Genomic DNA, 21,318 nt, shown 5'->3' on the forward strand with positions numbered 1-21,318 from the left:
CGGACATCAGTGACGGACCCCGGCCAGGGAGAGCAGGAAGGCATATTCACGGGCAGCCTTCTGCTGCGCGGTGCCCGCACTGGCGAGATGGCCGCCGTCGAGTTCGGTGTGCAGCAGATAGGGACCGGCCCCTGTGCTGTGGGCCCGCAGGCGGGCCAGCCACTTGAGCGGCTCCCAGTAGGGCACCTGGCTGTCGTGCAGTCCGGCCGTCACATAGAGGGGCGGGTAGGGGGCCGCGTGCAGGTTGTCGTAGGGGCTCAGGCGGCGCATGGCCGCATAGTCGGCCGGGATGGCCGGATTGCCCCACTCCCCGTACTCCTGGCGGGTGAGGGGCAGCTCGGGATCCTGCATGGTGCCGAGCAGGTCGACGAAGGGGACCTGCAACACGGCCCCGGCGAAGCGGGTCGGCGCCTGATTGAGGGCCGCCGCCACCAGCAGGCCGCCGGCGCTGCCCCCCATGGCGAACAGCCGGTCCGGATCGATGGCGGGATCCCGGGCCAGGCTGTCTGCCACCGCCAGGAAATCGTCCACGCTGTGTTGCTTCTGCTGGCCGCGACCCTCCTTGTACCACGCCTCCCCCAGCAGGCCTCCGCCGCGCACATGGGCGATGGCGTAGACGAAGCCGCGATCCAGCAGGCTCAGCACCTGGGGCTGATAGTAGGGGCGCATGGGGGTACCATAGGCGCCATAGCCGTAGAGCAGCAGCGCCTTGGGCGCCTGGATGTCCTTGCGCCACACCAGGGATACCGGCACCTTGACGCCGTCCTTGCCCACCACCCAGCGCCGCTCGCTCTGATAGAGGGGGCTCGCGACCGGTTTGTCAGCGGCTTGCCATTGACCGGAGGCGAGATCCAGCCAGCGCTGGTGCGGCGCCTCGGCCATGCCCTGGCGGCGGATCAGGATCTGCTGGCTGGCGGGATCATGGGCCCCCTGGATCCAGGCCGTGCCGGCCCCTTCGGTGAGCGCCAGGCTGTGGGTCAGCTTGCCATCTGCGTCCAGCACATCGAGCCAGTCGTCCCCTGCTTTGCGGTATTGCAGCACTGTGTGGCGGGTAAACAGGCGCCACTTCTCGAGCTCCCGGCCCTCGCCGGACCAGAGGGGCTGCCAGGGACCAGCCGCCAGGCTCGCCAGGCTGGGCACCTGATAAAGCCCCATGGCCCCGTCCCGGTTGCTCTTGACAAGCACCCTCTCCCCCTGGGTGTCCAGGTAGTATTCGAGCCCATGTTCACGGGCCCTGAGCAGGGTCGGGCCGCCCTTATCCAGCAGGTATTGCTCCGAGCTGTCGTGGTTGTTGCTCTGCAGCACCAGGTGGCGGTTGTCCGTGGTGTGATAGAGGCTGAGCAGCCAGGCGGGATCGGCCTCCTGGTGCACCAGCGCCTCCTTGCCGGCCTGCCAGGCCCACAGCTGCCAGGGGCGCAGGGTGCGGGGTTCGTTGGCAATGGTGTAAAGGGTCTTGCCATCCAGGCTCCAGAGCAGATCGCTGGCCCGGTGCGCCAGGGTGGTGAGCGTCTCGCCGCTCGCCAGATCCAGCACTGTGATGCGGTAGTCCCGATCTCCTCGGCTGTCTTCGGCCAGGGCAAGCAGGCGGCCATCCGGGTGCAGGGCCCAGGCGGCGATCTCGTAGTAACCCTGATCGGGCTGACGGGGGGCCAGCCGCTGGCGGGGGGCGTCGCGGGCGTCGCTGCGTTGCCACAGGCTGCCGTCCGCCTCCATGCGCCATTGGCTGCCCGCCTGAGTCAGCCACTCCTTTGGCAGGGGCTCGCCCCGCGCCCTGGCCTGCCACTCTCCTTGCAGCGTTGTTTCGAGGGGCTTTTGGGCGGCGAGTTGCTCGTCGGTCCAGCGGTTCTGCTCGCGCAGCAGCGCCAGCAGCTCGGGGGCGCGGCGACTGTCGTCACGCCAGCCGCCATAGGGATCGAGGCGGGCTATCTCCCCCTTCATCAGTTGTGGACGCTCGGGGATAAGGGGCGCTGCCTCCTGGGTTGCTTCAGGAAGCGGGGCGGCAGGGGCCGGGGTGGCCAGCAGGCTGACCAGTACAAGCAGGCTGTGCATCAGATCCCCACGAAGGTGTAGCGCAGGCTGGCACTCAAGGTGCGGCCGCTCTGGGTGAAGAGGGAGGCGTCTGTACCGGCTTCCAGCCCGGCCACGTCCTGATAGCGGGTGTAGCGGGTGTCGAACAGGTTATCGAGCTTGAAGTTGACCTTGAGGGCATCGGTGATCAGCCAGTCCGCCGTCATGGCGAGACTGAACCAGCCCGCGCTCGTGAGGCAGGCATCCTGGCTCTTGGTCAGGCTGTTGCCGCAACTGGGCACCCGGCTCATGGCCGCGGCGTAGTCCGCCTGCACCCCCAGGCTCCAGTCATGGGTCTGGTAGCTCAGGCGAGTGTTGCCTTCCAGCGGGGTCAGGGTGCGCAGTGCCTCGCCCTGGCTGTCTTCCCCGTCGACCCAGCCGAGCTTGGTGGCCAGCTCCCACTCCTGGGTCAGCCAGTAGCTGGCGGCGATTTCCGCGCCCCAGGTCTCGGCCTTGGCCACGTTGCGGTACTGGCGCAGGATGACGCCGTCACTCAGGCGCAGCCCCACCTCGCGCCAGTCGATGAAGTTGTAGTAGCGGTTGTAGAAGAGGGCCGGCTTGATGCTCCAGTTCTCCCCCTCGCCGCTGAGCCCCCACTCAAGGCTGTGGCTGGTCTCCTCCTTCAGATCCGTGTTGGCGATGATCTGGAATGGCGGCAGGGCGAAGTAGTGGGGAATGTTGCCGTACACCTTGTCGTAGGAGGGGGCCCGAAAGCCGTTGGCATAGCTGAGCCAGCTGCGCCACTGCTCGTTGACGCGGTAGCTGGTGGCCAGGCTCGGGGAGATATGCCAGCTGTGGTTCTCGCCCTGATTGCCATCTTGCGGGCGCAGCCACTGGTGATCCATGCGCAGGGTGGGGGTGAACTGCCACCGGCCCAGGGTCGCCACGTCGCCGAGCCAGACGCCGGCCCGGTCGGTGCGGGCACTGCTGAAGGGCTCGGACTGGCTGGGCTGGGGCACCCCCGCCTCCAGGCTCAGCTTCTCCACCGGCCGCTCGTGGCGGGTACGCTCCAGCTCGACGCCGTAGCTCAGCTTGTGGGCGATGGCGCCGGTGACGAGATCCCGGCGTACGTCCAGCTCGCTGCCGACCCTCTCTTCGGTGAAGGTGGAGAGCTCCCGCTCGCTGCGGTAGCGGGGATAGCCGCTCAGCAGGTCGTTTTGCAGCAGGCTGCGCTTGTTGGCGCTGTTCTTGGAGTGGTTGCCATAGAGGCTCCAGGTGAACTGATCCGCCAGCAGACTGCCGAGATCGCTCGCCTCCCAGCCAAGCTTGCCCCCCTGGGTGCGCTGGCTGCCCTGCTCGTGGTATTGGCGCACCTGCCACTTGCCGTCGGGCTGGGGCACTTCGCGCGGTCCCTGATCCCGCTCCGCGTTGTCCTCGAAGTAGTCGAGCTCCAGGCGCAGCAGGTGGTGATCGCTTAACGGGAAGTGGGAGCTGGTGGAGGCGCTGAGGCCGTCCAGATCCGCCGGGATGCGGCTCTCGTCATAGTTGGCGGTCTCGTGCCCCTGCCAGCCGGAGACCCGCAGCAGGTGCTCGCTATCCAGTATCCGGGCGGCGCCGGTCGCGCTCAGCTTCTGCTTGTCGCTGCTGCCGTCCTGCAGCACCTTGCTGCCGAAATAGGCATCCTGTCCCTGCAGGTAGTCCTCCGGCTGCTTGGTGGAGATGACTATGGTGCCGCCGATGGCGTCGGAGCCATGCAGGGAGGAGCCGGCCCCCTTGGCGACCTCTATCTGCTTGACGTCATCGAGATCGAAGCTGAAACGGCCCACCTTGTCGTTGAGGTCGTCGGCGCCGAAGCCGTCGCTGACCCGCACCCCATCCTTGATGATGAGCACCCGGTTGCCGCCCATGCCGCGGATGATGATGTTCTGCGGCCGACCGGCGGAGCCGGTCACCGAGACCCCGGGTTCGTTCTTGAACACGTCGGTGAGCTCGGTGGCGACCTGGCGATCCAGATCTTCCTCCGTGATGACGGTGATGGAGCCAGAGACATCGGACAGCTTCTGCTCGATGCGCTGCCCCTTGACCACTATGGTCTCGTGGGCCCTGGGTTCGGGATCTGTCCCGGCGGGATCGCTGGCGGCCAGGGTTGTACCGGACAGCAGCATGGGCCAGTAGTGAAGCAGTGTTTTCATTGTTGATAATGATTTTTATTTAAGCCTGAAGGGCGCGGATTATTGCAGATGAATCCCTTCGCTTCAATGATTGATAATCATTATCATTTTGGTTTTATGATCTTGATCGGACTGAGTTTTTTGAGAGATGAATCAGTAGTTGCAGGGCATACGTTTGCGAAGGGCACTGACCCGGGGAGGGGAAGGGAGCGTTCCGCCTGGATCTTGAGGCAATAAAAAGCCCGCCAAGAAGGCGGGCCGATTGGAGCCGTGCTAGCACCTAGGGAGTGCGATAGAAGCGGTTGAGCTCGTTCATCACCTGGATCATTGCCCCCATGTCCGGGGTGCCGTGCTTGATGGGGCGATAGGTGGCGCGATCCAGCAGCTCGAAGTCACCCTGCTTGTTGAACTGGGTGATGGTGTTGTCCTGATAGATGGCAAAGTCATTCTGATCGCCAGCCAGCAGCCAGTTGCGCGGGCTGGTGTCGAACAGGCTGCGCCCCGTGCTGTAGTCGCGAGGAGGGTTGCGTACCCCCAGCATGCCCTTCATCAGGGTCGGCACCAGATCCAGGTGGCTGCTTGCCTGCTCCTGTGGCTGGCTCTCGACGCCGGGCCAGGCGAGGACCAGGGGAACCTGCACCTGATAGGGGGAGTAGTTGCTGCCATAGCCCCAGCTGTTGCTCTGGGTTTCGTTGAACTCCTGGCCGTGATTGGAGGTGATGACGACTATGGTCTGCTCGCTCAGCCCCTGCTGCTGCAGCTGGGAGAGCATCTGCTCCAGCAGTTGGTCGGTGTAGAACACCGAGTTCTTGTAGCGATTCTCCAGCTTTTGCAGGTTCTCGGGTCTGTAGGCGGTAGCCGGGTTGAACCGGGTCAGCTCGGGCTGGAAGGGGCCCTTGAGGCTGGCGGGCACCTGATAATCTCCCGGGCTCGAGAGATAGACCAGGGAGAACCAGGGCCTGTCCGCGGTGCGCGTGCCAAGCCACTGCTGCCAGTCACCGATGAGGCGAGTGTCATCACTCTGGCGGGAGACAAACACCTGCTTGCGCAGGCCGGCGAGCAGGCTCTGCTGATATTGCTTGGCGTCTTCCAGGGCCCCGAACAGGCCGAACTGGTAGTCCTGGCGCAGCATCTCGTCAAACAGCACCGGCGGGCGCTTGTCGGCACGGATGTCGCCATAGTAGTGGCCGGGCAGCCCGTAGAAGAGGCCGAACATCCCCATGGCGTCATCGTTGCCGCCACTCATATGGCGTCTGTAGTTGAGGTGCTGATCCGCATAGCGCTGCAGATTGGGCATGTTGATGTTGTTGAGCATGTCGGCCCGCAGGGAGTCGACCACCACCACCAGCAGGTTCTTGTGCTCGCTCGGGGCACTCACGCTGAGGGGGCGCAGGGGATAGAGCAGGCGATGCTCGGCGCTGCCCTGGTTCTCGGCCTTCTTCTCATACTGCTCGAGATCGAGCCAGCCATGCTTGGCCAGGAAGCTTCGGGCTGTCATGGGGTAGGAGAGCGGGAAGTTGGCGCGCTGCATGGTGATGGGCTGATACAGGGTCGCATCGGCCCAGCTGTTGACCAGGTGAGTCAGCATGAAGCAGACCAGCAGGGCCAGCCCCACCTGATTGCCGTACTGGCGGCGCTTGCGCTTGTTGATCTTGCGCCACACATAGGCCGACAGCAGCAGTTGCAGCAGGAATATGGTGGGTACGGCGACGAAGATGATGCTCCAGATAGAGCCCTCTTCGGTCTGGGCCTGATCCAGCAGCAGTTGCCACACCTGGCCATTCAAGTGGAACTTGAACAGCTGGAACACCTGGGTGTCGATGAGCAGCAGCACCTGCGCCAGGGTGGCGATGATGGCCGAAATGAAGCGCAGTGGCTTCTCCCTGGGCAGCACGAAGCTCAAGGGGAAGACGGTCAGCAGATAGGTGACGAAGCTCAGGAACGAGAAATGGCCTATCCAGCTGACGATGAGATAGGTGACCCCGAGCGTGGTCGATGGCCAGCTGATGGAACCCAGATAGCGGGTCGCGATCAGCATGGCCAGGATGATGTTGAAGAAGGAGAACCAATGCCCCCAGGTGATCAGGCGAGAAACGTTATCACGATAGGGGTTGCCGGTTTCGACCATAATGATCCATCTGCTTGAAAAACATCAAAGAATGCGAAGAAACTCAGTGAGCATCGTGGCGATGATCCACCGAGGCGGTGAGCGCCTGGATGTACTTCTCGGTGATCGCCTGACGCTGGGCCGGGGCCATACCGTTGATGATGTTGGTGGTCAGGTTGCCAAGCACCATGAGACTGAGATCCACCGGCGCCTTGTGTTTCTCCAGGGCGGTGATCAGGTCGTTCATCAGGGCGTCAAACTGCTCGTTATTGTACTTTGATACGATGGGCATAATCTTGGGTTCATCTCGGTTCAAAGCGCCTTATAATACTTCACCCTTTCGGCTAACACTATGGCTTTGTGACATGAGTCTCGATATCGACAAGATCATTCTTCACTCCCTGCGCGCCGGCAATGACGGTCAGCCCCACGCCGATACCCGCAGTCAGACTCTGCCTGCCGACGAGGCGGTGCAAGGGCTGATGGCAGAACTGCATCGCATCTACAACGGCAAGGGTGGCAAGGGCTTCGGTTTCTTTGCAGACCCCGAAGCCGACGTCGCCGAGCTGGCAGAAGGTGAAGAGGCTCCCAAACAGCCGTCTCCGGCCTTTCGCATCGCCCTCGAACAGCTGCTTGGCGAGCAGACCGAATTCGTCCCCTTCTCTATTACCCTGACCCAGATGCTGGTCAAGCAGCTGGTGGAGCACGCCCTCGATGAGCAGGGGGTGCTGCTGATTGCCAAATACAACTATGTCGGGGTCGATTATCTGATGATTGCCCTGCTGGAGGGCAAGGAGAGCGTCACCGTCAGCGAGGCGCTGGAGCTGCGTCACATTCATTATCTGGATATCGGCAAACTCAACCTGGTGGCCCGCATCGATCTGACCGAGTGGAAAACCCAGCCGGACTCTCGCCGTTATATCACCTTCAGCAAGGGGCGGGTCGGCCGCAAGCTGGGGGACTTTTTCATGGACTTGCTGGGTGCCCGCGAGGGCATGGATGCCAAGGTACAAAATAAAGGCTTGCTGCAGGCGGTGGACGATTACTGCGACAGCCGCCAGCTCGAACCCGCCGAGCGCAATGATTACAAGAAGCAGGTCTTCAAATATTGCACCGAGCAGGCGAGCGCCGGTGAAGAGATCGAAATCAAGGAGCTCTCGGCGGAATTGCCGGGGGACGGCGATCTCGATTTTTACAGCTTCATCGGTCAGGAATATGAGCTGGAAGATCGCTTCCCGGCCGATCGCTCCACCCTGCGCGGTCTGACCAAGTTTGTCGGCTCAGGTGGCGGCCTCACCCTGAGCTTCGAGCAGAAATTGCTGAACAGCCGGGTCTTCTACGATCCCCAGACCGACACCCTGACCATTCGTGGCGTGCCGCCCAACCTCAAGGATCAGCTGCTGCGCCAGTCATAATGTGATCCAGTCACCATTTCTGGCAAAAAGGCACCGGAGTCCGCTCCGGTGCCTTTTTATTTAAGGGGGAGATGAGTCTGGAATCCGGCTTGGTACTTTTGTTAACACATTAAACAAAATAATGGAGTTGAAAGGGTTTTCAATGGGGTGAAACCCCTTTCAATGGTGTAAATTTATTTCTTTTCGGTAATTAATTTTCCATGCAAGGCCAAAAATATGGCGATAAATCCCGATAAGTCGCTGAAATAAGAAAATGTTTTCATAACTTTCTGGAAGAAAATACGTAATTGCATTTCAAAAATGCGAGGCGTGTCATGTGAGGCGTTGCAGGCTTGGGATAATATTCATCTCGCACACAATGCTCTTACAGCGCGGAACTAATACAAGGAAAGGCTCATGAAAAAGAAATTGCTGTCATCCCTGATCGGTCTGGCTACCCTGGGTGTGGCTTGCTCAGCCACTGCTGCGATTGACGAAGGTCAGCTGACCATCTGGATCAACGGTGACAAGGGCTACAACGGCCTGGCCGAAGTAGGCAAGAAGTTTGAAGCCGAGACCGGCATCAAGGTGACCGTCGCGCACCCGGACCAGGTAGAAGTGAAGTTCCAGCAAGCCGCCGCCACCGGCAACGGCCCGGACATCTTCTTCTGGGCTCACGACCGTTACGGTGAGTGGGTCAAGGCCGGTCTGCTGGTGCCAGTGACTCCGAACGCCGCCACCAAGGCCAAGTTCGAGCAGTTCGCCTGGGACGCCATGACTGTCGATGGCAAGACCTATGGCTACCCGGTCGCGGTGGAAGCCGTCAGCCTGATTTACAACAAGGATCTGTTGCCCAATCCGCCCAAGACCTTCGAAGAGATCGCCAAGATCGACGAAGACCTGAAGAAAAATGGCAAGCGCGCCATCATGTGGGCCTATGACACCCCCTACTTCAGCTACCCCCTGGTGGCTGCCAACGGTGGTTATGCCTTCAAGAAGACCGCCACCGGTTATGACGTGAAAGACACCGGCGTGGCCAACGCGGGTGCCAAGGCCGGCGTCGGCTACATCTCCGAGATGATCAAGTCCGGTCACCTGGAGAAGGGCATCGACTACGGTGTCATGGATGCCAAGTTCAACAAGGGCGAAGTGGCCATGATGATCAACGGTCCCTGGGCCTGGAGCAACCTGGACAAGAGCGGCATCAAGTACGGCGTAGCGCCGCTGCCGACCCTGAAGGGTAATCCGGCCAAGGCCTTCGTCGGCGTGCTGGGTGCCACCATCAACGCCGCCAGCCCGAACAAGGATCTGGCCATCGAGTTCCTGGAAAACTACCTGCTGACCGATGCCGGTCTGGCGCCGGTGAACGCCGACAAGCCGCTGGGTGCCGTGGCGCTGAAGTCCTTCCAGAAGACTCTGGAAACCGACCCCAACATCAAGGCCACCATGCAGAACGCCCAGAATGGCGAGCCGATGCCGTCCGTGCCCGAGATGAGCCGTTTCTGGTCTTCCTTCGAAACTGCCCTCAAGAACGTCACCTCTGGCCGTCAGAGCGTTGACGAAGCCCTGGATACCGCTGCCAAGCGCATCGTCCAGTAAGCTAGCACCAGGGAGGCCTTCGGGCCTCCCACTCTCTCCAATCTCTCTTGGCGCAATAAAGGTTAATTGGCATGGAAGTTGTACCTTCTATCGAATCCTATGCCGGTCCGAAGAAAGACAAGTACGTCTGGCTGAAGTGGACCATGGCGGCACTGATTGCAGTGCTTAATGGTTATGCGGCCGTGATGATGTATGCCAGCGGCGAGTGGGTGTTTGCCCTGCTCGATCTGGTGGTCGTTTCCGTCGGTCTCTATGTCTTCATGAACAAGAAGACCTATGCCCACCGCTATATCTTCCCCGGTGTGGCAGGCATGGTTGTTTTTATCATCTTCCCTCTTGCCTACACGATCGGCATCGCCTTCACCAACTATTCGGGGTCCAACTTGCTCTCTCTCGAGCAGGCACGGGATTTCCATCTGAAAAAAATCTATAAGGTGACCGGCGGTGAATTCGATTTCACCCTCCTGGGTGGTGAGAACAATCAGTTTCAGCTGCTGCTGCAACAGGACGACCAATCCTTTATCAGTCAACCCCTTACCCTGCTGAACAACAAGGCACGTGAACTGGCTGTCCGCGAGGGCAGAGTCCGTGACGAGCCACAGGTTGTTCAGCTGCAACCCCTGAACGGGGAAGCGGTCGACCAGGCGGCACCCATACGTGCCATCGTCGATCACCGTACTCACCTGAGCGCCCTGGATCTGGTGCTGCCCGATGGCACCATCCACCTGACCCTGAGCAGCCTGCGCAAGTTTGCGGCGCAAAAGCCCCTCTATACCCAGCTGGTTGACGGGGCCGTGCTCAAGTCCGGTGTCGTTATCAAGGACGGAAACCTGCTGCGGGACAACCAGAGCGGCGAGCTGATGCTGCCCAACGGCGACACCGGTTTCTATCAGTACATCGATGCTGATGGCCACTTCGTCGGCAAGGGCATTGCCCCTGGCTTCGTGGTGAGCGTGGGCTGGAAGAACTTCGTCCGCATCATGACAGACCCGGGTATCCAGGGTCCCTTCATGCAGATCTTCGTCTGGACGGTGATCTTCTCCGCCTGCTCGGTGGCCTTCACCCTGGCCATCGGCATGGTGATGGCGTGTCTGGTGCAGTGGGAGCAGCTCAGGGGGCGCGGTTTCTACCGGGTCATGCTGATCCTGCCCTATGCGATACCGGCGTTCATCTCGATCCTGGTGTTCAAGGGCTTGTTCAACCAGAACTTCGGCGAGATCAACCTGTTCCTGGAAGCGGCGTTCGGCATCAAGCCGGACTGGTACACCACCCCCTTCCTGGCCAAGGTGATGATCCTCATCGTCAACACCTGGCTTGGCTACCCCTACATGATGATCCTCTGCATGGGGCTGCTCAAGGCCATCCCGGAAGATCTCTATGAGGCGTCCGCCATGGACGGTGCGGGTCCGGTACAGAACTTCTTCAAGATCACTGTACCGCTGCTGATGAAGCCGCTGACTCCCCTGTTGATTGCATCCTTTGCCTTCAACTTCAACAACTTCGTGCTTATCCAGTTGTTGACGAACGGGGCGCCGGACATCATAGGGGCCAGTACCCCGGCCGGGACCACGGATCTCTTGGTGAACTACACCTACCGGATCGCGTTCCAGGGCTCGGGTGGTCAGGACTACGGTCTGGCCAGTGCCATCGCCACCGCCATCTTCCTCATCGTCGGCGCGCTTGCACTGCTCAACCTGAAATTGTCCAAAGCGGACAAGCTGTAAGGAGGCTTCTCAATGGCTATCGTACAACCCAAATCAGTGAAATACCGGGTGTGGGCAACCCACCTGGTCATGTGGGGCTTCCTGGCGCTGATCATCTTCCCGGTGATCATGGTCATCGCCATCTCGTTCCGTAACGGCAACTTCTCGGTGGGGGAGATAATCCCCTCCAATCCGACCCTGGATCACTGGAAGCTGGCGCTCGGCATGTCCATCACCAACGCCGATGGCAGCATCACGCCACCGCCGTTCCCGGTGCTGACCTGGCTGTGGAACTCCATCAAGATCGCGGGCATCACGGCCCTGATGATAGTGGTGCTCTCCACCACCTGTGCCTATGCGTTTGCCCGCCTGCGGTTCCGTGGCAAGCAGACCATATTGCAGGGGATGCTGATCTTCCAGATGTTCCCGGCGGTGCTGGCACTGGTGGCCATCTATGCGCTGTTCAACAAAATTGGCGACTACATCCCCTGGCTGGGCCTCAATACTCACGGCGGCCTGATCCTGGCCTACATGGGTGGCATAGCGCTGCACGTCTGGACCATCAAGGGCTACTTCGAGACCATAGACTCTTCCCTGGAAGAGGCGGCGGCCATCGATGGTGCGACCCCCTGGCAGGCATTCAGGTTGATCCTGCTGCCCCTGTCGGTGCCCATCCTGGCGGTGGTCTTCATTCTGGCCTTCATCGGCTCCATCACCGAGGTGCCCGTGGCCTCCATCCTGCTGCAGGATGTGAACAACCTGACCCTGGCGGTCGGTGCCCAGCAATACCTCTATCCGCAGAACTATCTGTGGGGTGACTTCGCCGCCGCCGCCGTGCTGTCCGGCCTGCCCATCACTGTCGTCTTCCTCATGGCGCAGCGCTGGCTGGTGGGTGGCCTCACCGCGGGTGGGGTGAAAGGTTAAGGTTTTAATGGCCGGGGGAGTGCTCCCCCGACTATCACGATTTGCACAGATTTCAGAGCGGAGCTCGTCATGGCTGAAGTAGTACTCAACAACGTTCGCAAAAACTACGATCCGGCTGTCCACAAGGACACGCTGCGCAACATCAACCTGGCCATCAAGGAAGGGGAGTTCATCGTCTTCGTCGGCCCGTCCGGCTGTGGCAAGTCCACCCTGCTGCGGATGATCGCGGGGCTGGAGGACATCACCAGCGGTGAGCTGACCATAGGTGGTCGTTACATGAACGACGTGCCGCCGGTGGAGCGCAACGTGGGCATGGTGTTCCAGTCCTACGCCCTCTACCCCCACATGAACATCTACGAGAACATGGCCTTCGGCCTCAAGCTCAAGAAGATGGACAAGGAGAACATCCACAAGCGGGTGATGCGTGCCGCCGAGATCCTGGGGCTCGAGCCCCTGCTGGACAGAAAGCCCAAGGCGCTCTCCGGCGGTCAGCGCCAGCGGGTGGCCATCGGTCGCTCCATAGTGCAGCAACCCCAGGTGTTCCTGTTTGACGAACCCTTGTCAAACCTGGACGCCGCCCTGCGGGTCAAGATGCGCATCGAGATCGCCAAGCTGCACAAGGAGCTCAACTCCACCATCATCTACGTGACCCACGATCAGGTGGAGGCCATGACGCTAGCCAACCGCATCGTGGTGCTGAGCCCCCTCAAGGGTGAGGCGACCACCAACCTGGAGCAGTTCGGCACCCCGCTCGAGCTCTATCACAACCCGGACAACAAGTTCGTGGCGGGCTTTATCGGCTCTCCCAAGATGAACTTCCTGGCGGGCGAGTTGCTGGAGATAGGCGAGCAGGAGTGCGTGGTCAAGCTGACCTCTGGCGATACCGTGCGTGCCCGGGTCGATGCCCGCAGCGGCGCCGTCGGTGACAAGGTGGAGCTGGGCATTCGCCCCGAGCACCTGGTGCCGCTGGATCACCCCCATGCCGACAGCCGGGTGAGCGGGGTGGTGCAGGTGGCTGAACACCTGGGGGCCGAGTCCTTCGTCTACATGGACGTGGATGGTCACGACTTCACCGTCAAGGCCAGCTCGGACGTGGACGTGGCCACCGGCGAGCAGTACAGCGTCGGCATTCCGGCCGAGGCCTGCTACCTGTTCGATGCCAAGGAGCAGGCGTTCCCCCGTACCGCCAGATATATCCGCACCTGATGGTGTTGTTGTGCAGGTTTCCGTAGTATTCAATGCCTTTTTGCCGGTCGAATGACCGGCTTTTTATTGCCTGCCGTGCGGGCAAGCGGGCAGGGTGACGGGGATCAGGTATCGAGCGCGGCGGTGATGTCGGGCACGAAGGTCTGGCTGGTCAGCGGTGGTCGCTCATAGCCCTCGGTCTTGATGGGGGGAAGCTTGATGGGCTCGTAGTGGATCGCCTCGTAGGGCACCTTGCCGAGCAGGTGGGCGATGCAGTTGAGGCGGGCGCGGCGCTTGTCGTCGGCCTCCACCACGAACCAGGGGCAGTCCTCGGTATCCGTGTAGGTGAACATGTCATCCTTGGCGCGGGAGTACTCCACCCAGCGGGAGCGAGACTGCAAGTCCATGGGGCTGAACTTCCAGCGCTTGATGGGGGTGTTGATGCGCTCCTTGAAGCGCTTCTCCTGCTCCTCGTCGCTGACCGAGAACCAGTACTTGATCAGGGTGATGCCGGAGCGAGTCAGCATCCGCTCGAACTCGGGGCAGGCACGCAGAAACTCGCGGTATTCTGCATCGGTGCAAAAGCCCATCACCCGCTCCACCCCGGCCCTGTTGTACCAGGAGCGATCGAACAGCACCATCTCGCCCGCCGACGGCAGATGGGCGGCATAGCGCTGGAAGTACCATTGGGTGCGCTCCCTGTCCGAGGGCGCGGGCAGGGCGGTGACCCGGCAGACCCGGGGATTGAGGGGCTCGGTGATCGCCTTGATGACGCCCCCCTTGCCGGCGGCGTCGCGCCCCTCGAACAGCACCACCACCTTGAGCCCCTCCTGCTTGACCCACTCCTGCAGCTTGACTAGCTCCTCCTGTAGCTGGGCCAGGTGGTGTTCATAGGTCTTCTTGTGCAGGCGCGGGCGTTTCTTGCTCTTTTCCTTCGGCATGATCTTCTCCTGTTCGAGTCCTTTTTGTGAGCCACCCCAGCTTGCACCAGGGAGGCGCCACTGCCAAGGGGGGCGTGTTACACTGCCGCCCCGTCGCTGCCAGCAGAACAGAAGAAAACATGAAGCCATTGTATGGGTATAGCGATTGATACTGCCGCCTCATCAACCGCTGGCAATAGAAAAAATGAAGCCATTTATGGCGATTTTGCACGGCCGTCTCATCAGCAGCCGCTGGCAACAGGAGATAACATGAAGCATTTTATGGAGATAGCGGGCCGCCGCATGGCCTATCTGGACGAGGGGCAGGGCCCTGTGCTGCTCTTTGGCCACAGCTATTTGTGGGACAGTACCATGTGGGCGCCACAAGTCGAGGCGCTCAAGGGCAGTTATCGCTGCATCGTCCCCGAGCTCTGGGGCCACGGGGATTCAGACTCTTTGCCGGAAGGCCCTTGCTCCCTTGAGACCCTGGCCCGGGATCACCTGGCACTGCTCGATGCCCTCGACATCGAGCAGTGCGTGCTGGTGGGGCTGTCGATTGGCGGCATGTGGGGCGTGGAGCTCGCCAGGATGGCCCCGGCGCGGCTCAAGGGGCTGGTGCTGATGGATACCTTCGTTGGCTGGGAGCCCCAGATCCCCTGCGAGCGCTACCTCGGCATGCTGGCCATGATAGAGCAGCTGGGCACCCTTCCTGCCCCCGTCATCGAGCAGGTGGCGCCGCTCTTCTTTGCCCATGAGCCGGATCCCGCCCTGATGAGCGGCTTCAAGGCGCGGCTCGCCCAGTGGCCAGCGGACCAGGTGGCGAGCCTGGTGGCGGTGGGGCGCAGCTTCGTGACCCGGGAGGATCGCATCGAGTGGCTCGAAGAGATGGCGATGCCGAGCCTGGTGATGACAGGCTGCGAGGACAAGGCGCGCCCGGTGCTGGAGGGGTATCTGATGGCCGAGGCGCTGGCCTGCCCCTTCAGGGAGATACCGGGGGCGGGCCACATCTCGACCCTGGAGAACCCCGAGTTCGTCAACCGGACCCTGGCCGAGTTTCTGGCCACCCTGTGATGGCCGCTTGCCGGCTGCGAGTCACATCAAGCAAGAAGGGAGCCCATGGCTCCCTTCTTGCTGGTTGGCGGTTGGGTTACCAGATATAGCCCACGGCGAAGCCGGCGTAGAGCTCCCCCTTGTGCTGGACTATGGGGCTGTTGGCGATGTCGTCATCGTAGCGCTCGTAGTTGGCGGCAAACATGCCGATCCAGTGGGGGCTGAAACGGTAGCTGGTGATGATGGCCGCCATGGGGGAGAGGGTGGTGCCCGTGTCCCACGCCGGGCGCAGCCCCGTGGCCTCGCCCCCCGAGACGCCGCCAAAGTAGTAGTTCGCCATCTTGTCGCTGCGGATCATCATCCCCATGCCGGGCATGATGAGCAGCCTGTCCCGCAGTATGGGGAAGTCGGCCCACAGCAGCAGCTCCTGGCCGTTGCTGCGCCCGGTCACGTCCGTGCTGAGGCGGGTGCTGAGCAGGGCATAGGGGGTGATGAGGCTGGCGCCTATGCCCCCTTCCAGCTGCCACTTGCGCTGCTCCATGCCGGCCAGCTCGGGGGCATCGTCGGGATCCAGGTTGCCAAAGCGCATCCTGCCGTAACCGTAGGCGGCGAAACTGTCATCCTTGTGAAAGTAGTAGCGGGCCCTGTCCCCGAGGAACATGAACTGCTCGCCGAAGTAGATGAAACCCGGTATCGCGAGGGCCGTGTCATCCTGGCCCTGATAGCGGGCATCGCCACCGATGACGGCGCCGCCCAGCACCAGTCCCTTGGGCACCGGGCTGGTGGGGCTGTCCTGCACGAAGATGTCGAGGGAGCCGAGATCGACCTCGGCCCGGGCCTGGGTCGCGAACAGCAGGGTCAGGAGTGCGCCAAGCGCGGCGCTGTGCAGGGGACGAACAGGGGGCATGGCGTGATCCTTCAGGGTCGGGGCTGGCAGAGCATACTGCCGACAACCTTGTCAGTGAAGCCTGTTTTTATTTCAAATTCAAGTTGATAGCGTCATTGTGTCGTACCTGGATTCAGGCGGGAACCGAGTGCGGGGGCATGAGTTCGCGGGAATAAAAAAGAGAGGCGAAAGCCTCTCTTCTCATCAGGGGGCGGGGCGGGGCGCCTCGTCCCGCTTGGGCCAGGCGTTGAGCACCGCTTTCACCAGGGTCGCCAGGGGAATGGCGAAGAAGACCCCCCAGAAGCCCCAGAGCCCGCCGAACACCAGCACGGCAACGATGATGGCCACAGGGTGCAGGTTGACCGCCTCGGAGAAGAGCAGGGGCACCAGCAGGTTGCCGTCGAGGGCCTGAATGACCAGATAGGCCACCATCAGCCAGGCGAAGTCCGGGGTCAGTCCCCACTGGAACAGGGCCACCATGGCGACGGGCACGGTCACCGCCACCGCCCCTATGTAGGGGATGAGCACGGAGAAGCCGACCGCCACCGCCAGCAGCACCGAGTAGCGCAGCCCCATCAGGGCGAAGGGGATGTAGGTCGCCACCCCGACGATGAGGATCTCGATCACCTTGCCGCGGATGTAGTTGATGATCTGGTCGTTCATCTCCACCCAGACCCGGTTGACCAGGGTGCGGTTGCGGGGCAGGAAGCGGCGCAGGCCGCTCATCAGCACCTGCTTGTCCTTGAGCATGAAGAACACCATCAGGGGCACCAGGATGGCGTAGATGAGGATGGCCACCACGTTGATGAGGGAGCTGAGGGAGGCGCTCACCAGCTGCTCCCCCCCTGCCAGAATGCGCTGGCGAATGTTGTCTATGATGGTCTCGACCAGGCTGACGTCGATGATCTCGGGGTACTTTTCCGGCAGGGTGCGCACCGCGTCCTGGGCATGGGCCAGCATGGAGGGCGCCTCCTTGGCGAGGTTGACCCCCTGGCTCACCAGTGTGGGGATGAGCCCCAGCAGCATCATAGTGGTCACAGAGAGAAACAGCAGCAGCACCAGGCTGGTGGCCAGGGGGCGGGAGAGCCCGGTGCGTTGCAGGCGGCTGACCGGCCACTCCAGCAGATAGGCCATCACCACGGCCACCAGCAGGGGGGCCAGCAGATCGCCAAACAGCCAGAGCACGGCGAAGCAGAACACCAGCAGCAGGAACAGGGTAACGGCATCGGGGTCGGAAAAACGGGTCTGATACCAGCGCTTCAATACATCTAACATCGAGGCTTCCTTGGTTTTACCTTGTCATCAGGATGGAAAGGGGCAGCCCGGAGTCTGGCGACATCATGATGGCCGGCTCCCGACCACGAGCAGCAGGGAGAGGCGGGCGGCGGACTCCTCCAGGGGGCGGACGCTGTGACCCAGGCGCTGCAGGTAGGCCGGAATGTCCTGCCTTGAGCCTGCATCCCCCAGTATGAGGTGCAGGGATTGGCCGGGTCTTGCCTGGCGCAACCAGAGCTTGAGCCGGATCAGCGGCTCGGGACAACGCCAGGGTGTCAGGTCGAGCTGTTCCATGAGGATTCCATTGCGTGCGTGGTGGCCATTATGGCCGTGATACCAGTATGAAACAACGCTTGTGGGCCTTGATGGGCAAGGGTATTCTGCCCGAGCCCCTTCTGATGGAGATAGAAATACTGTGGCCCGTTTTTCCCCCTTGATGGCATCGCTTCCCCTGCTGGCATCCCTGATGAGCGCGACCTTTCAGGCTCAGGCGAACAACCAGCTGCCCGACATCGGCACCGCCGGGGTTGCCGCCCTGCCCATCGAGCAGGAGGTGCGTTATGGCAATGCCTTCATGCGGTTTGCCCGGGCGGGCTTGCCCATCATCGATGATCCCGTGCTGAACGAATACATCGACGATCTGGGTCAGCGCCTGCTCACCAATGCCGACGGGGTGCGTTTCCCCTTTACCTTCTTCCTCATCAACGATCCCAGCATCAACGCGGCCGCCTTCCTCGGCGGGCGGGTCAAGGTGCACACCGGCCTCTTCCTCTACGCCGACGACGAGAGCGAGCTGGCCTCGGTGCTGGCTCACGAAATCACCCACGTGACCCAGCGCCACATCGCCCGTTACATGGAGGCGCAGGCGAGCAGCTCGGCCATGACCCTGGCCGGTCTGGTGGGCTCCATTGCGCTGGCGGTGATCAACCCCACTGCCGGCATAGCCGCGCTGCAGACTACCCTCGGGCTCTCCATGCAGTCGGCCATCAACTATACCCGTGACAACGAGTACGAGGCGGACCGCATCGGCATGAAGACGCTCTATGATGCCGGTTTCGATCCCATGGGCATGGCCAGCTTCTTCCAGAAACTGGCGGCGGAGTACCGCTACGCCAGCAAGCCGCCCGAGATGCTGCTCACTCACCCCCTGCCGGAGACCCGGATCAGCGAAGCCCGCGCCCGTGCCAACAGCTATGGCCGCCGTGCCTTGCCCCCCAGCCTCGACTTCTGGCTGGCCAAGGTGCGCATCCAGGTGCGTTATGGCACCGAGAGCCCCCAGGCGCTGCTCACCTATTTCGACAGCCGCCTGCAGAAGGGGGACTACCCCCTCAAAGACGCCGCCACCTATGGCAAGGCGCTGGCCCTGCTGCAGCTCAAGCGCACCGACGAGGCCGATACCCTGATGCAGAGTCTGGCCGCCCGCCATCCGGAGGATCTCTTCGTGGTGGATGCCCTGACCGACATCGATCTCGCCAAGGGGCGCAGCGCCCAGGCCATCGCCCGGCTGGAGCGCTTCCGCACCCGGATGCCGGACAACGAGGTGGTGGTGGTCAACCTCGGCAACGCCTATCTGGAGGCGGGCAACTACAAGAAGTCCATCGCCCTGCTGGACCCTTACGCCCGGGAGCACGACGAGAACAGCCTGGCCTGGAGCCTGCTGTCGGATGCCTATCGCAAGGCGGGACGGATGACGGATCTGCACATGGCGCGGGCGGAGACCCTCTCCCTGCGCGGTGACTACCAGGCGGCCATCGACGAGCTGATCGTGGCCCGTGGCACCACCAGCGACAAGCTGACCCTGGCCCGCATCGAGGCGCGCATCACTCAGCTGGAGCGGGCGAAGAAGGATCTGGACAGCCTGAAGGGCTAGTCCGGCTCACCGCGCCTGCATGCAACGGGGTGCACCAGAGATGGTGCACCCCGTGTCGTCATGGGGCCATCAGGGCCGTGCCGAGGAGACTTGTGTGGCGGCCCAGGCCTGGATGGCGGCGAGCTTGTGCTCATCGAGCTCCCCCACCAGGGTCTGCTGCAACTCCCCCTTGCCGTCGAGCAGGTAGCTGGTGGGCAGCGCGCCAGGCCTTGGGAAGGGGAGGCTGGCCTCATCGAGGGGGATCATCAGGGGCACGGCTATCTGATGGCGCCGGGCCAGCTCGGCCAGCTCGCCGGGGGAGGCGGGATCATAGTTGATGGCTATTACCCCTATCTGTCCCTCCCGGTGCAGCGCCGCGAGCAGGGGCATCTCCCGCAGGCAGGGGGGGCACCAGGGGGCGAAGTAGTTGACCAGCAACGGCTTGCCCGCCAGGGCGCTCAGGCTGATGTTGTTGCCCGTCCCGTCGGTGAGCTGGGGCGCCGGGCTGCAGGCCCCCAGCAGGGCGGCCACAATCAGCCAACAGATTCGTTTCATTTCCATATCCTTCCCGCTTACCCTGCCCATCCGTTTCCCCTACAATAGCGCCATTTGTTGTCCCATCTTGCAATATCAGGGAGTTACCATGAGCGAGACCCAAATCTATCACAACCCGCGCTGCTCCAAGAGCCGTGAAACCCTGGCCTTGCTGGAACAGCAGGGGATAGCCCCCGAGGTGGTGCTCTATCTGGAACAGGCGCCGAGCGAGGATGATATTCGCACCCTGCTGGGTCAGCTCGGGTTCGCCGACCCGCGCCAGCTGATGCGCACCAAGGAGGATCTCTACAAGGAGCTGGGGCTCAGCGAAGTGAACGGCGACGCCCTCATTCGCGCCATGCACCAGCATCCCAAGCTGATCGAGCGCCCTATCGTCATCAGGAACGGTCAGGCCCGCATCGGCCGTCCGCCCGAGCAGGTGCTGGAGATCCTCAAGTGAGCACCCGCTTCGCCCGTCTGCTGACCCTGGTCGGCTTCTTCGGCCTGCTGGCCTGGGTCATCCTCTGGCATCTGTGGCTCTCGCCCCACCCGGATCTCAACCCCTGGTTGCTGCCGGTGATCTGGACTGTGCCGCTGCTCTTCCCACTGAAGGGCATAGTGCAGGGCAACCCCTACACCCACGCCTGGGGCAACTTCGTGCTGATGCCCTACTTTCTCCACGCCCTGACCCTGATCACCACGGATGAGGGTGAGCGGTGGCTGGCGGTGGTGGAGCTGGTGTTTACCACCCTGGCCTTCGTCGGCACCATCTATTACGCCCGTCTGCGCGGCCGCGAGCTTGGTCTGAGCATTCGCAAGAAGAAGGATGAAGCCCGCTAATAGCGCCCTCTCAACGCCCCGCTCGGGGCGTTTTTCATTGTGTTGATCCTGCCTCGTCCTGGCCCGTGCGGTAGTGGGTGAGTTGCCGCTCACTAAAGCGCATCACCTCGGGATAGAAGCGCAGAAACCCCCGTTCACACTGGTGCCAGCGGCCCTCATCCAGGGTATGGAGTGCCTCCCCCAGCAGCTGGGGGCGACGCAGGCGCCGGCCTATGCCGTTGAGGGCTTGACTCAGCCCCTCCCGGTGCCGGTACGAGGCGATCCAGTCCTGCTCGGCCATCCGCCTGAGGGCCATTGGCAGGCCATCCGGCAGGCGGACGTGATCCGCCAGCAGCTGGCCATAGCTCTGCTGCAGGAAGCGGGGCAGGGGATCCTGACTGAATTGCTGCCAGTGGCGGCTCAGCCAGTGGTCGTAGAGCATGTCCACCAGGATGCCGCCAAAGCGGCGCCAGGGGGCCTCGAAGCAGGCGACCGCCGCCCTGTGCTCGGGGTGGGCATCGGTGAAGGCATCTATTTTGCGGTGCAGCCAGATCCCCTCGTCGAAATGGGCCGCGAGGCCTGTGGGTAGGGGCCCCTTGACGAAGTCCCCCAGCAGGTTGCCGGTGAGGGAGCTTCGGGTGTGGGCCGCCAGATGGAGGTGCGCCAGGTAATTCATGGGATCAGGGTCGTGTGCAGGTCGATGGCAAGGTGCTCAGAGCCTAGAGGATCCTGGTTCTGTTGACCATGGCCAGGATGTTGCGATGGCCCCACAAGCCCCTCTTGCAGGGCAAATTTGAGGCGTGCTAAGGTGGCTCTCATCTTTGTCACAGGACGCGACAGACCATCATGATGCGCAAAGCCAGAGGTTTCTTTCTGGCCTTCTACTTCAAGCCTT

At 62.2% G+C, this 21,318-nt stretch carries 19 protein-coding genes; 9 read left to right on the forward strand and 10 right to left on the reverse strand.

The window, feature by feature from the left end; translation table 11 throughout:
- Nucleotides 1–6: 6 nt before the first annotated feature.
- From AC3WR3_RS00700 to AC3WR3_RS00715, 4 genes are all read right to left on the reverse strand, one after another.
- Entirely contained in the window at nucleotides 7–2,049 is a 2,043-nt protein-coding gene (locus tag AC3WR3_RS00700; RefSeq protein ID WP_492290877.1) for a prolyl oligopeptidase family serine peptidase, read from the reverse strand.
- Complete coding sequence (locus AC3WR3_RS00705) at nucleotides 2,049–4,199, reverse strand: TonB-dependent hemoglobin/transferrin/lactoferrin family receptor (protein WP_492290878.1); 2,151 nt, start codon at nucleotides 4,197–4,199, stop codon at nucleotides 2,049–2,051. The genes AC3WR3_RS00700 and AC3WR3_RS00705 overlap by 1 nt, the downstream gene beginning before the upstream one ends.
- Nucleotides 4,200–4,458: 259 nt before the next feature.
- The gene (locus tag AC3WR3_RS00710; RefSeq protein WP_247626783.1) at nucleotides 4,459–6,306 is read right to left on the reverse strand and encodes a DUF3413 domain-containing protein; all 1,848 of its coding nucleotides are present in this window, start codon (nucleotides 6,304–6,306) and stop codon (nucleotides 4,459–4,461) included.
- Between the two features lie 43 nt (nucleotides 6,307–6,349).
- Nucleotides 6,350–6,577, reverse strand: coding sequence for a YejL family protein (locus AC3WR3_RS00715; protein ID WP_011705556.1), 228 nt, complete (start codon nucleotides 6,575–6,577; stop codon nucleotides 6,350–6,352).
- Between the two features lie 73 nt (nucleotides 6,578–6,650).
- On the opposite strand from AC3WR3_RS00715, the gene yejK reads away from it, so the two are divergent.
- From yejK to AC3WR3_RS00740, 5 genes are all read left to right on the forward strand, one after another.
- A complete protein-coding gene (yejK, locus tag AC3WR3_RS00720) occupies nucleotides 6,651–7,700 on the forward strand; it encodes a nucleoid-associated protein YejK (protein ID WP_492290879.1) in 1,050 nt (349 codons plus the stop codon).
- Between the two features lie 396 nt (nucleotides 7,701–8,096).
- A complete protein-coding gene (gene malE / locus AC3WR3_RS00725) occupies nucleotides 8,097–9,278 on the forward strand; it encodes a maltose/maltodextrin ABC transporter substrate-binding protein MalE (protein ID WP_025326475.1) in 1,182 nt (393 codons plus the stop codon).
- A 71-nt stretch (nucleotides 9,279–9,349) separates the two neighbouring features.
- On the forward strand, nucleotides 9,350–11,002 hold the full coding sequence (malF, locus tag AC3WR3_RS00730) for a maltose ABC transporter permease MalF (protein ID WP_139435870.1): 1,653 nt from the start codon (nucleotides 9,350–9,352) through the stop codon (nucleotides 11,000–11,002).
- A 12-nt stretch (nucleotides 11,003–11,014) separates the two neighbouring features.
- Nucleotides 11,015–11,905 carry a maltose ABC transporter permease MalG gene (malG, locus tag AC3WR3_RS00735; protein WP_025326477.1) on the forward strand — a complete coding sequence of 297 codons (891 nt, stop codon included), beginning with the start codon at nucleotides 11,015–11,017 and terminating at the stop codon, nucleotides 11,903–11,905.
- A 69-nt stretch (nucleotides 11,906–11,974) separates the two neighbouring features.
- The gene (locus AC3WR3_RS00740) at nucleotides 11,975–13,111 is read left to right on the forward strand and encodes an ABC transporter ATP-binding protein (protein ID WP_492290880.1); all 1,137 of its coding nucleotides are present in this window, start codon (nucleotides 11,975–11,977) and stop codon (nucleotides 13,109–13,111) included.
- A gap of 104 nt (nucleotides 13,112–13,215) precedes the next feature.
- Here AC3WR3_RS00740 and ppk2 read toward each other — a convergent pair whose 3' ends face one another.
- A complete protein-coding gene (gene ppk2 / locus AC3WR3_RS00745) occupies nucleotides 13,216–14,031 on the reverse strand; it encodes a polyphosphate kinase 2 (RefSeq protein ID WP_492290881.1) in 816 nt (271 codons plus the stop codon).
- A 249-nt stretch (nucleotides 14,032–14,280) separates the two neighbouring features.
- Here ppk2 and AC3WR3_RS00750 point away from each other — a divergent pair, with 249 nt between their 5' ends.
- Nucleotides 14,281–15,081, forward strand: a complete 801-nt coding sequence (locus tag AC3WR3_RS00750; RefSeq protein ID WP_492290882.1) for an alpha/beta fold hydrolase — start codon at nucleotides 14,281–14,283, stop codon at nucleotides 15,079–15,081.
- A gap of 76 nt (nucleotides 15,082–15,157) precedes the next feature.
- Here AC3WR3_RS00750 and AC3WR3_RS00755 read toward each other — a convergent pair whose 3' ends face one another.
- From AC3WR3_RS00755 to AC3WR3_RS00765, 3 genes are all read right to left on the reverse strand, one after another.
- Nucleotides 15,158–15,967 (reverse strand): MipA/OmpV family protein, encoded by an 810-nt coding sequence (locus AC3WR3_RS00755; protein ID WP_247626778.1) that lies wholly within the window; start codon nucleotides 15,965–15,967, stop codon nucleotides 15,158–15,160.
- A 183-nt stretch (nucleotides 15,968–16,150) separates the two neighbouring features.
- Nucleotides 16,151–17,221 (reverse strand): AI-2E family transporter, encoded by a 1,071-nt coding sequence (locus AC3WR3_RS00760; RefSeq protein WP_139435855.1) that lies wholly within the window; start codon nucleotides 17,219–17,221, stop codon nucleotides 16,151–16,153.
- A 63-nt stretch (nucleotides 17,222–17,284) separates the two neighbouring features.
- A complete protein-coding gene (locus tag AC3WR3_RS00765; RefSeq protein WP_106887269.1) occupies nucleotides 17,285–17,515 on the reverse strand; it encodes a sulfurtransferase TusA family protein in 231 nt (76 codons plus the stop codon).
- Between the two features lie 121 nt (nucleotides 17,516–17,636).
- Between AC3WR3_RS00765 and bepA the strand changes: the two genes are divergently transcribed.
- Nucleotides 17,637–19,091 carry a beta-barrel assembly-enhancing protease gene (gene bepA / locus AC3WR3_RS00770; RefSeq protein WP_348773032.1) on the forward strand — a complete coding sequence of 485 codons (1,455 nt, stop codon included), beginning with the start codon at nucleotides 17,637–17,639 and terminating at the stop codon, nucleotides 19,089–19,091.
- A gap of 69 nt (nucleotides 19,092–19,160) precedes the next feature.
- On the opposite strand, the gene AC3WR3_RS00775 is transcribed toward bepA, so the two are convergent.
- The gene (locus AC3WR3_RS00775) at nucleotides 19,161–19,655 is read right to left on the reverse strand and encodes a TlpA disulfide reductase family protein (protein ID WP_492290883.1); all 495 of its coding nucleotides are present in this window, start codon (nucleotides 19,653–19,655) and stop codon (nucleotides 19,161–19,163) included.
- Between the two features lie 58 nt (nucleotides 19,656–19,713).
- Here AC3WR3_RS00775 and arsC point away from each other — a divergent pair, with 58 nt between their 5' ends.
- Nucleotides 19,714–20,064, forward strand: a complete 351-nt coding sequence (gene arsC, locus AC3WR3_RS00780) for an arsenate reductase (glutaredoxin) (RefSeq protein WP_139435847.1) — start codon at nucleotides 19,714–19,716, stop codon at nucleotides 20,062–20,064.
- Entirely contained in the window at nucleotides 20,061–20,444 is a 384-nt protein-coding gene (locus tag AC3WR3_RS00785; protein ID WP_139435845.1) for a DUF2069 domain-containing protein, read from the forward strand. Before arsC ends, AC3WR3_RS00785 begins: the two co-directional genes overlap by 4 nt.
- Before the next feature lie 34 nt (nucleotides 20,445–20,478).
- On the opposite strand, the gene AC3WR3_RS00790 is transcribed toward AC3WR3_RS00785, so the two are convergent.
- A complete protein-coding gene (locus AC3WR3_RS00790; protein ID WP_492290884.1) occupies nucleotides 20,479–21,099 on the reverse strand; it encodes an acyl carrier protein phosphodiesterase in 621 nt (206 codons plus the stop codon).
- Nucleotides 21,100–21,318 lie beyond the last annotated feature (219 nt).

The organism is Aeromonas sp. EU05-FHT14A05 (genome assembly GCF_058791175.1).

Coding starts and splice junctions, on each gene's coding strand:
- AC3WR3_RS00700 (WP_492290877.1), bottom strand. CDS start 2,049: ATGCACAGCCTGCTTGTACTGGTCAGCCTGCTGGCCACCCCGGCCCCT.
- AC3WR3_RS00715 (WP_011705556.1), bottom strand. CDS start 6,577: ATGCCCATCGTATCAAAGTACAATAACGAGCAGTTTGACGCCCTGATG.
- AC3WR3_RS00765 (WP_106887269.1), bottom strand. CDS start 17,515: ATGGAACAGCTCGACCTGACACCCTGGCGTTGTCCCGAGCCGCTGATC.
- AC3WR3_RS00705 (WP_492290878.1), bottom strand. CDS start 4,199: ATGAAAACACTGCTTCACTACTGGCCCATGCTGCTGTCCGGTACAACC.
- malE (WP_025326475.1), top strand. CDS start 8,097: ATGAAAAAGAAATTGCTGTCATCCCTGATCGGTCTGGCTACCCTGGGT.
- arsC (WP_139435847.1), top strand. CDS start 19,714: ATGAGCGAGACCCAAATCTATCACAACCCGCGCTGCTCCAAGAGCCGT.
- AC3WR3_RS00740 (WP_492290880.1), top strand. CDS start 11,975: ATGGCTGAAGTAGTACTCAACAACGTTCGCAAAAACTACGATCCGGCT.
- malF (WP_139435870.1), top strand. CDS start 9,350: ATGGAAGTTGTACCTTCTATCGAATCCTATGCCGGTCCGAAGAAAGAC.
- AC3WR3_RS00755 (WP_247626778.1), bottom strand. CDS start 15,967: ATGCCCCCTGTTCGTCCCCTGCACAGCGCCGCGCTTGGCGCACTCCTG.
- AC3WR3_RS00775 (WP_492290883.1), bottom strand. CDS start 19,655: ATGGGCAGGGTAAGCGGGAAGGATATGGAAATGAAACGAATCTGTTGG.
- AC3WR3_RS00710 (WP_247626783.1), bottom strand. CDS start 6,306: ATGGTCGAAACCGGCAACCCCTATCGTGATAACGTTTCTCGCCTGATC.
- yejK (WP_492290879.1), top strand. CDS start 6,651: ATGAGTCTCGATATCGACAAGATCATTCTTCACTCCCTGCGCGCCGGC.
- malG (WP_025326477.1), top strand. CDS start 11,015: ATGGCTATCGTACAACCCAAATCAGTGAAATACCGGGTGTGGGCAACC.
- AC3WR3_RS00790 (WP_492290884.1), bottom strand. CDS start 21,099: ATGAATTACCTGGCGCACCTCCATCTGGCGGCCCACACCCGAAGCTCC.
- AC3WR3_RS00760 (WP_139435855.1), bottom strand. CDS start 17,221: ATGTTAGATGTATTGAAGCGCTGGTATCAGACCCGTTTTTCCGACCCC.
- ppk2 (WP_492290881.1), bottom strand. CDS start 14,031: ATGCCGAAGGAAAAGAGCAAGAAACGCCCGCGCCTGCACAAGAAGACC.
- AC3WR3_RS00750 (WP_492290882.1), top strand. CDS start 14,281: ATGAAGCATTTTATGGAGATAGCGGGCCGCCGCATGGCCTATCTGGAC.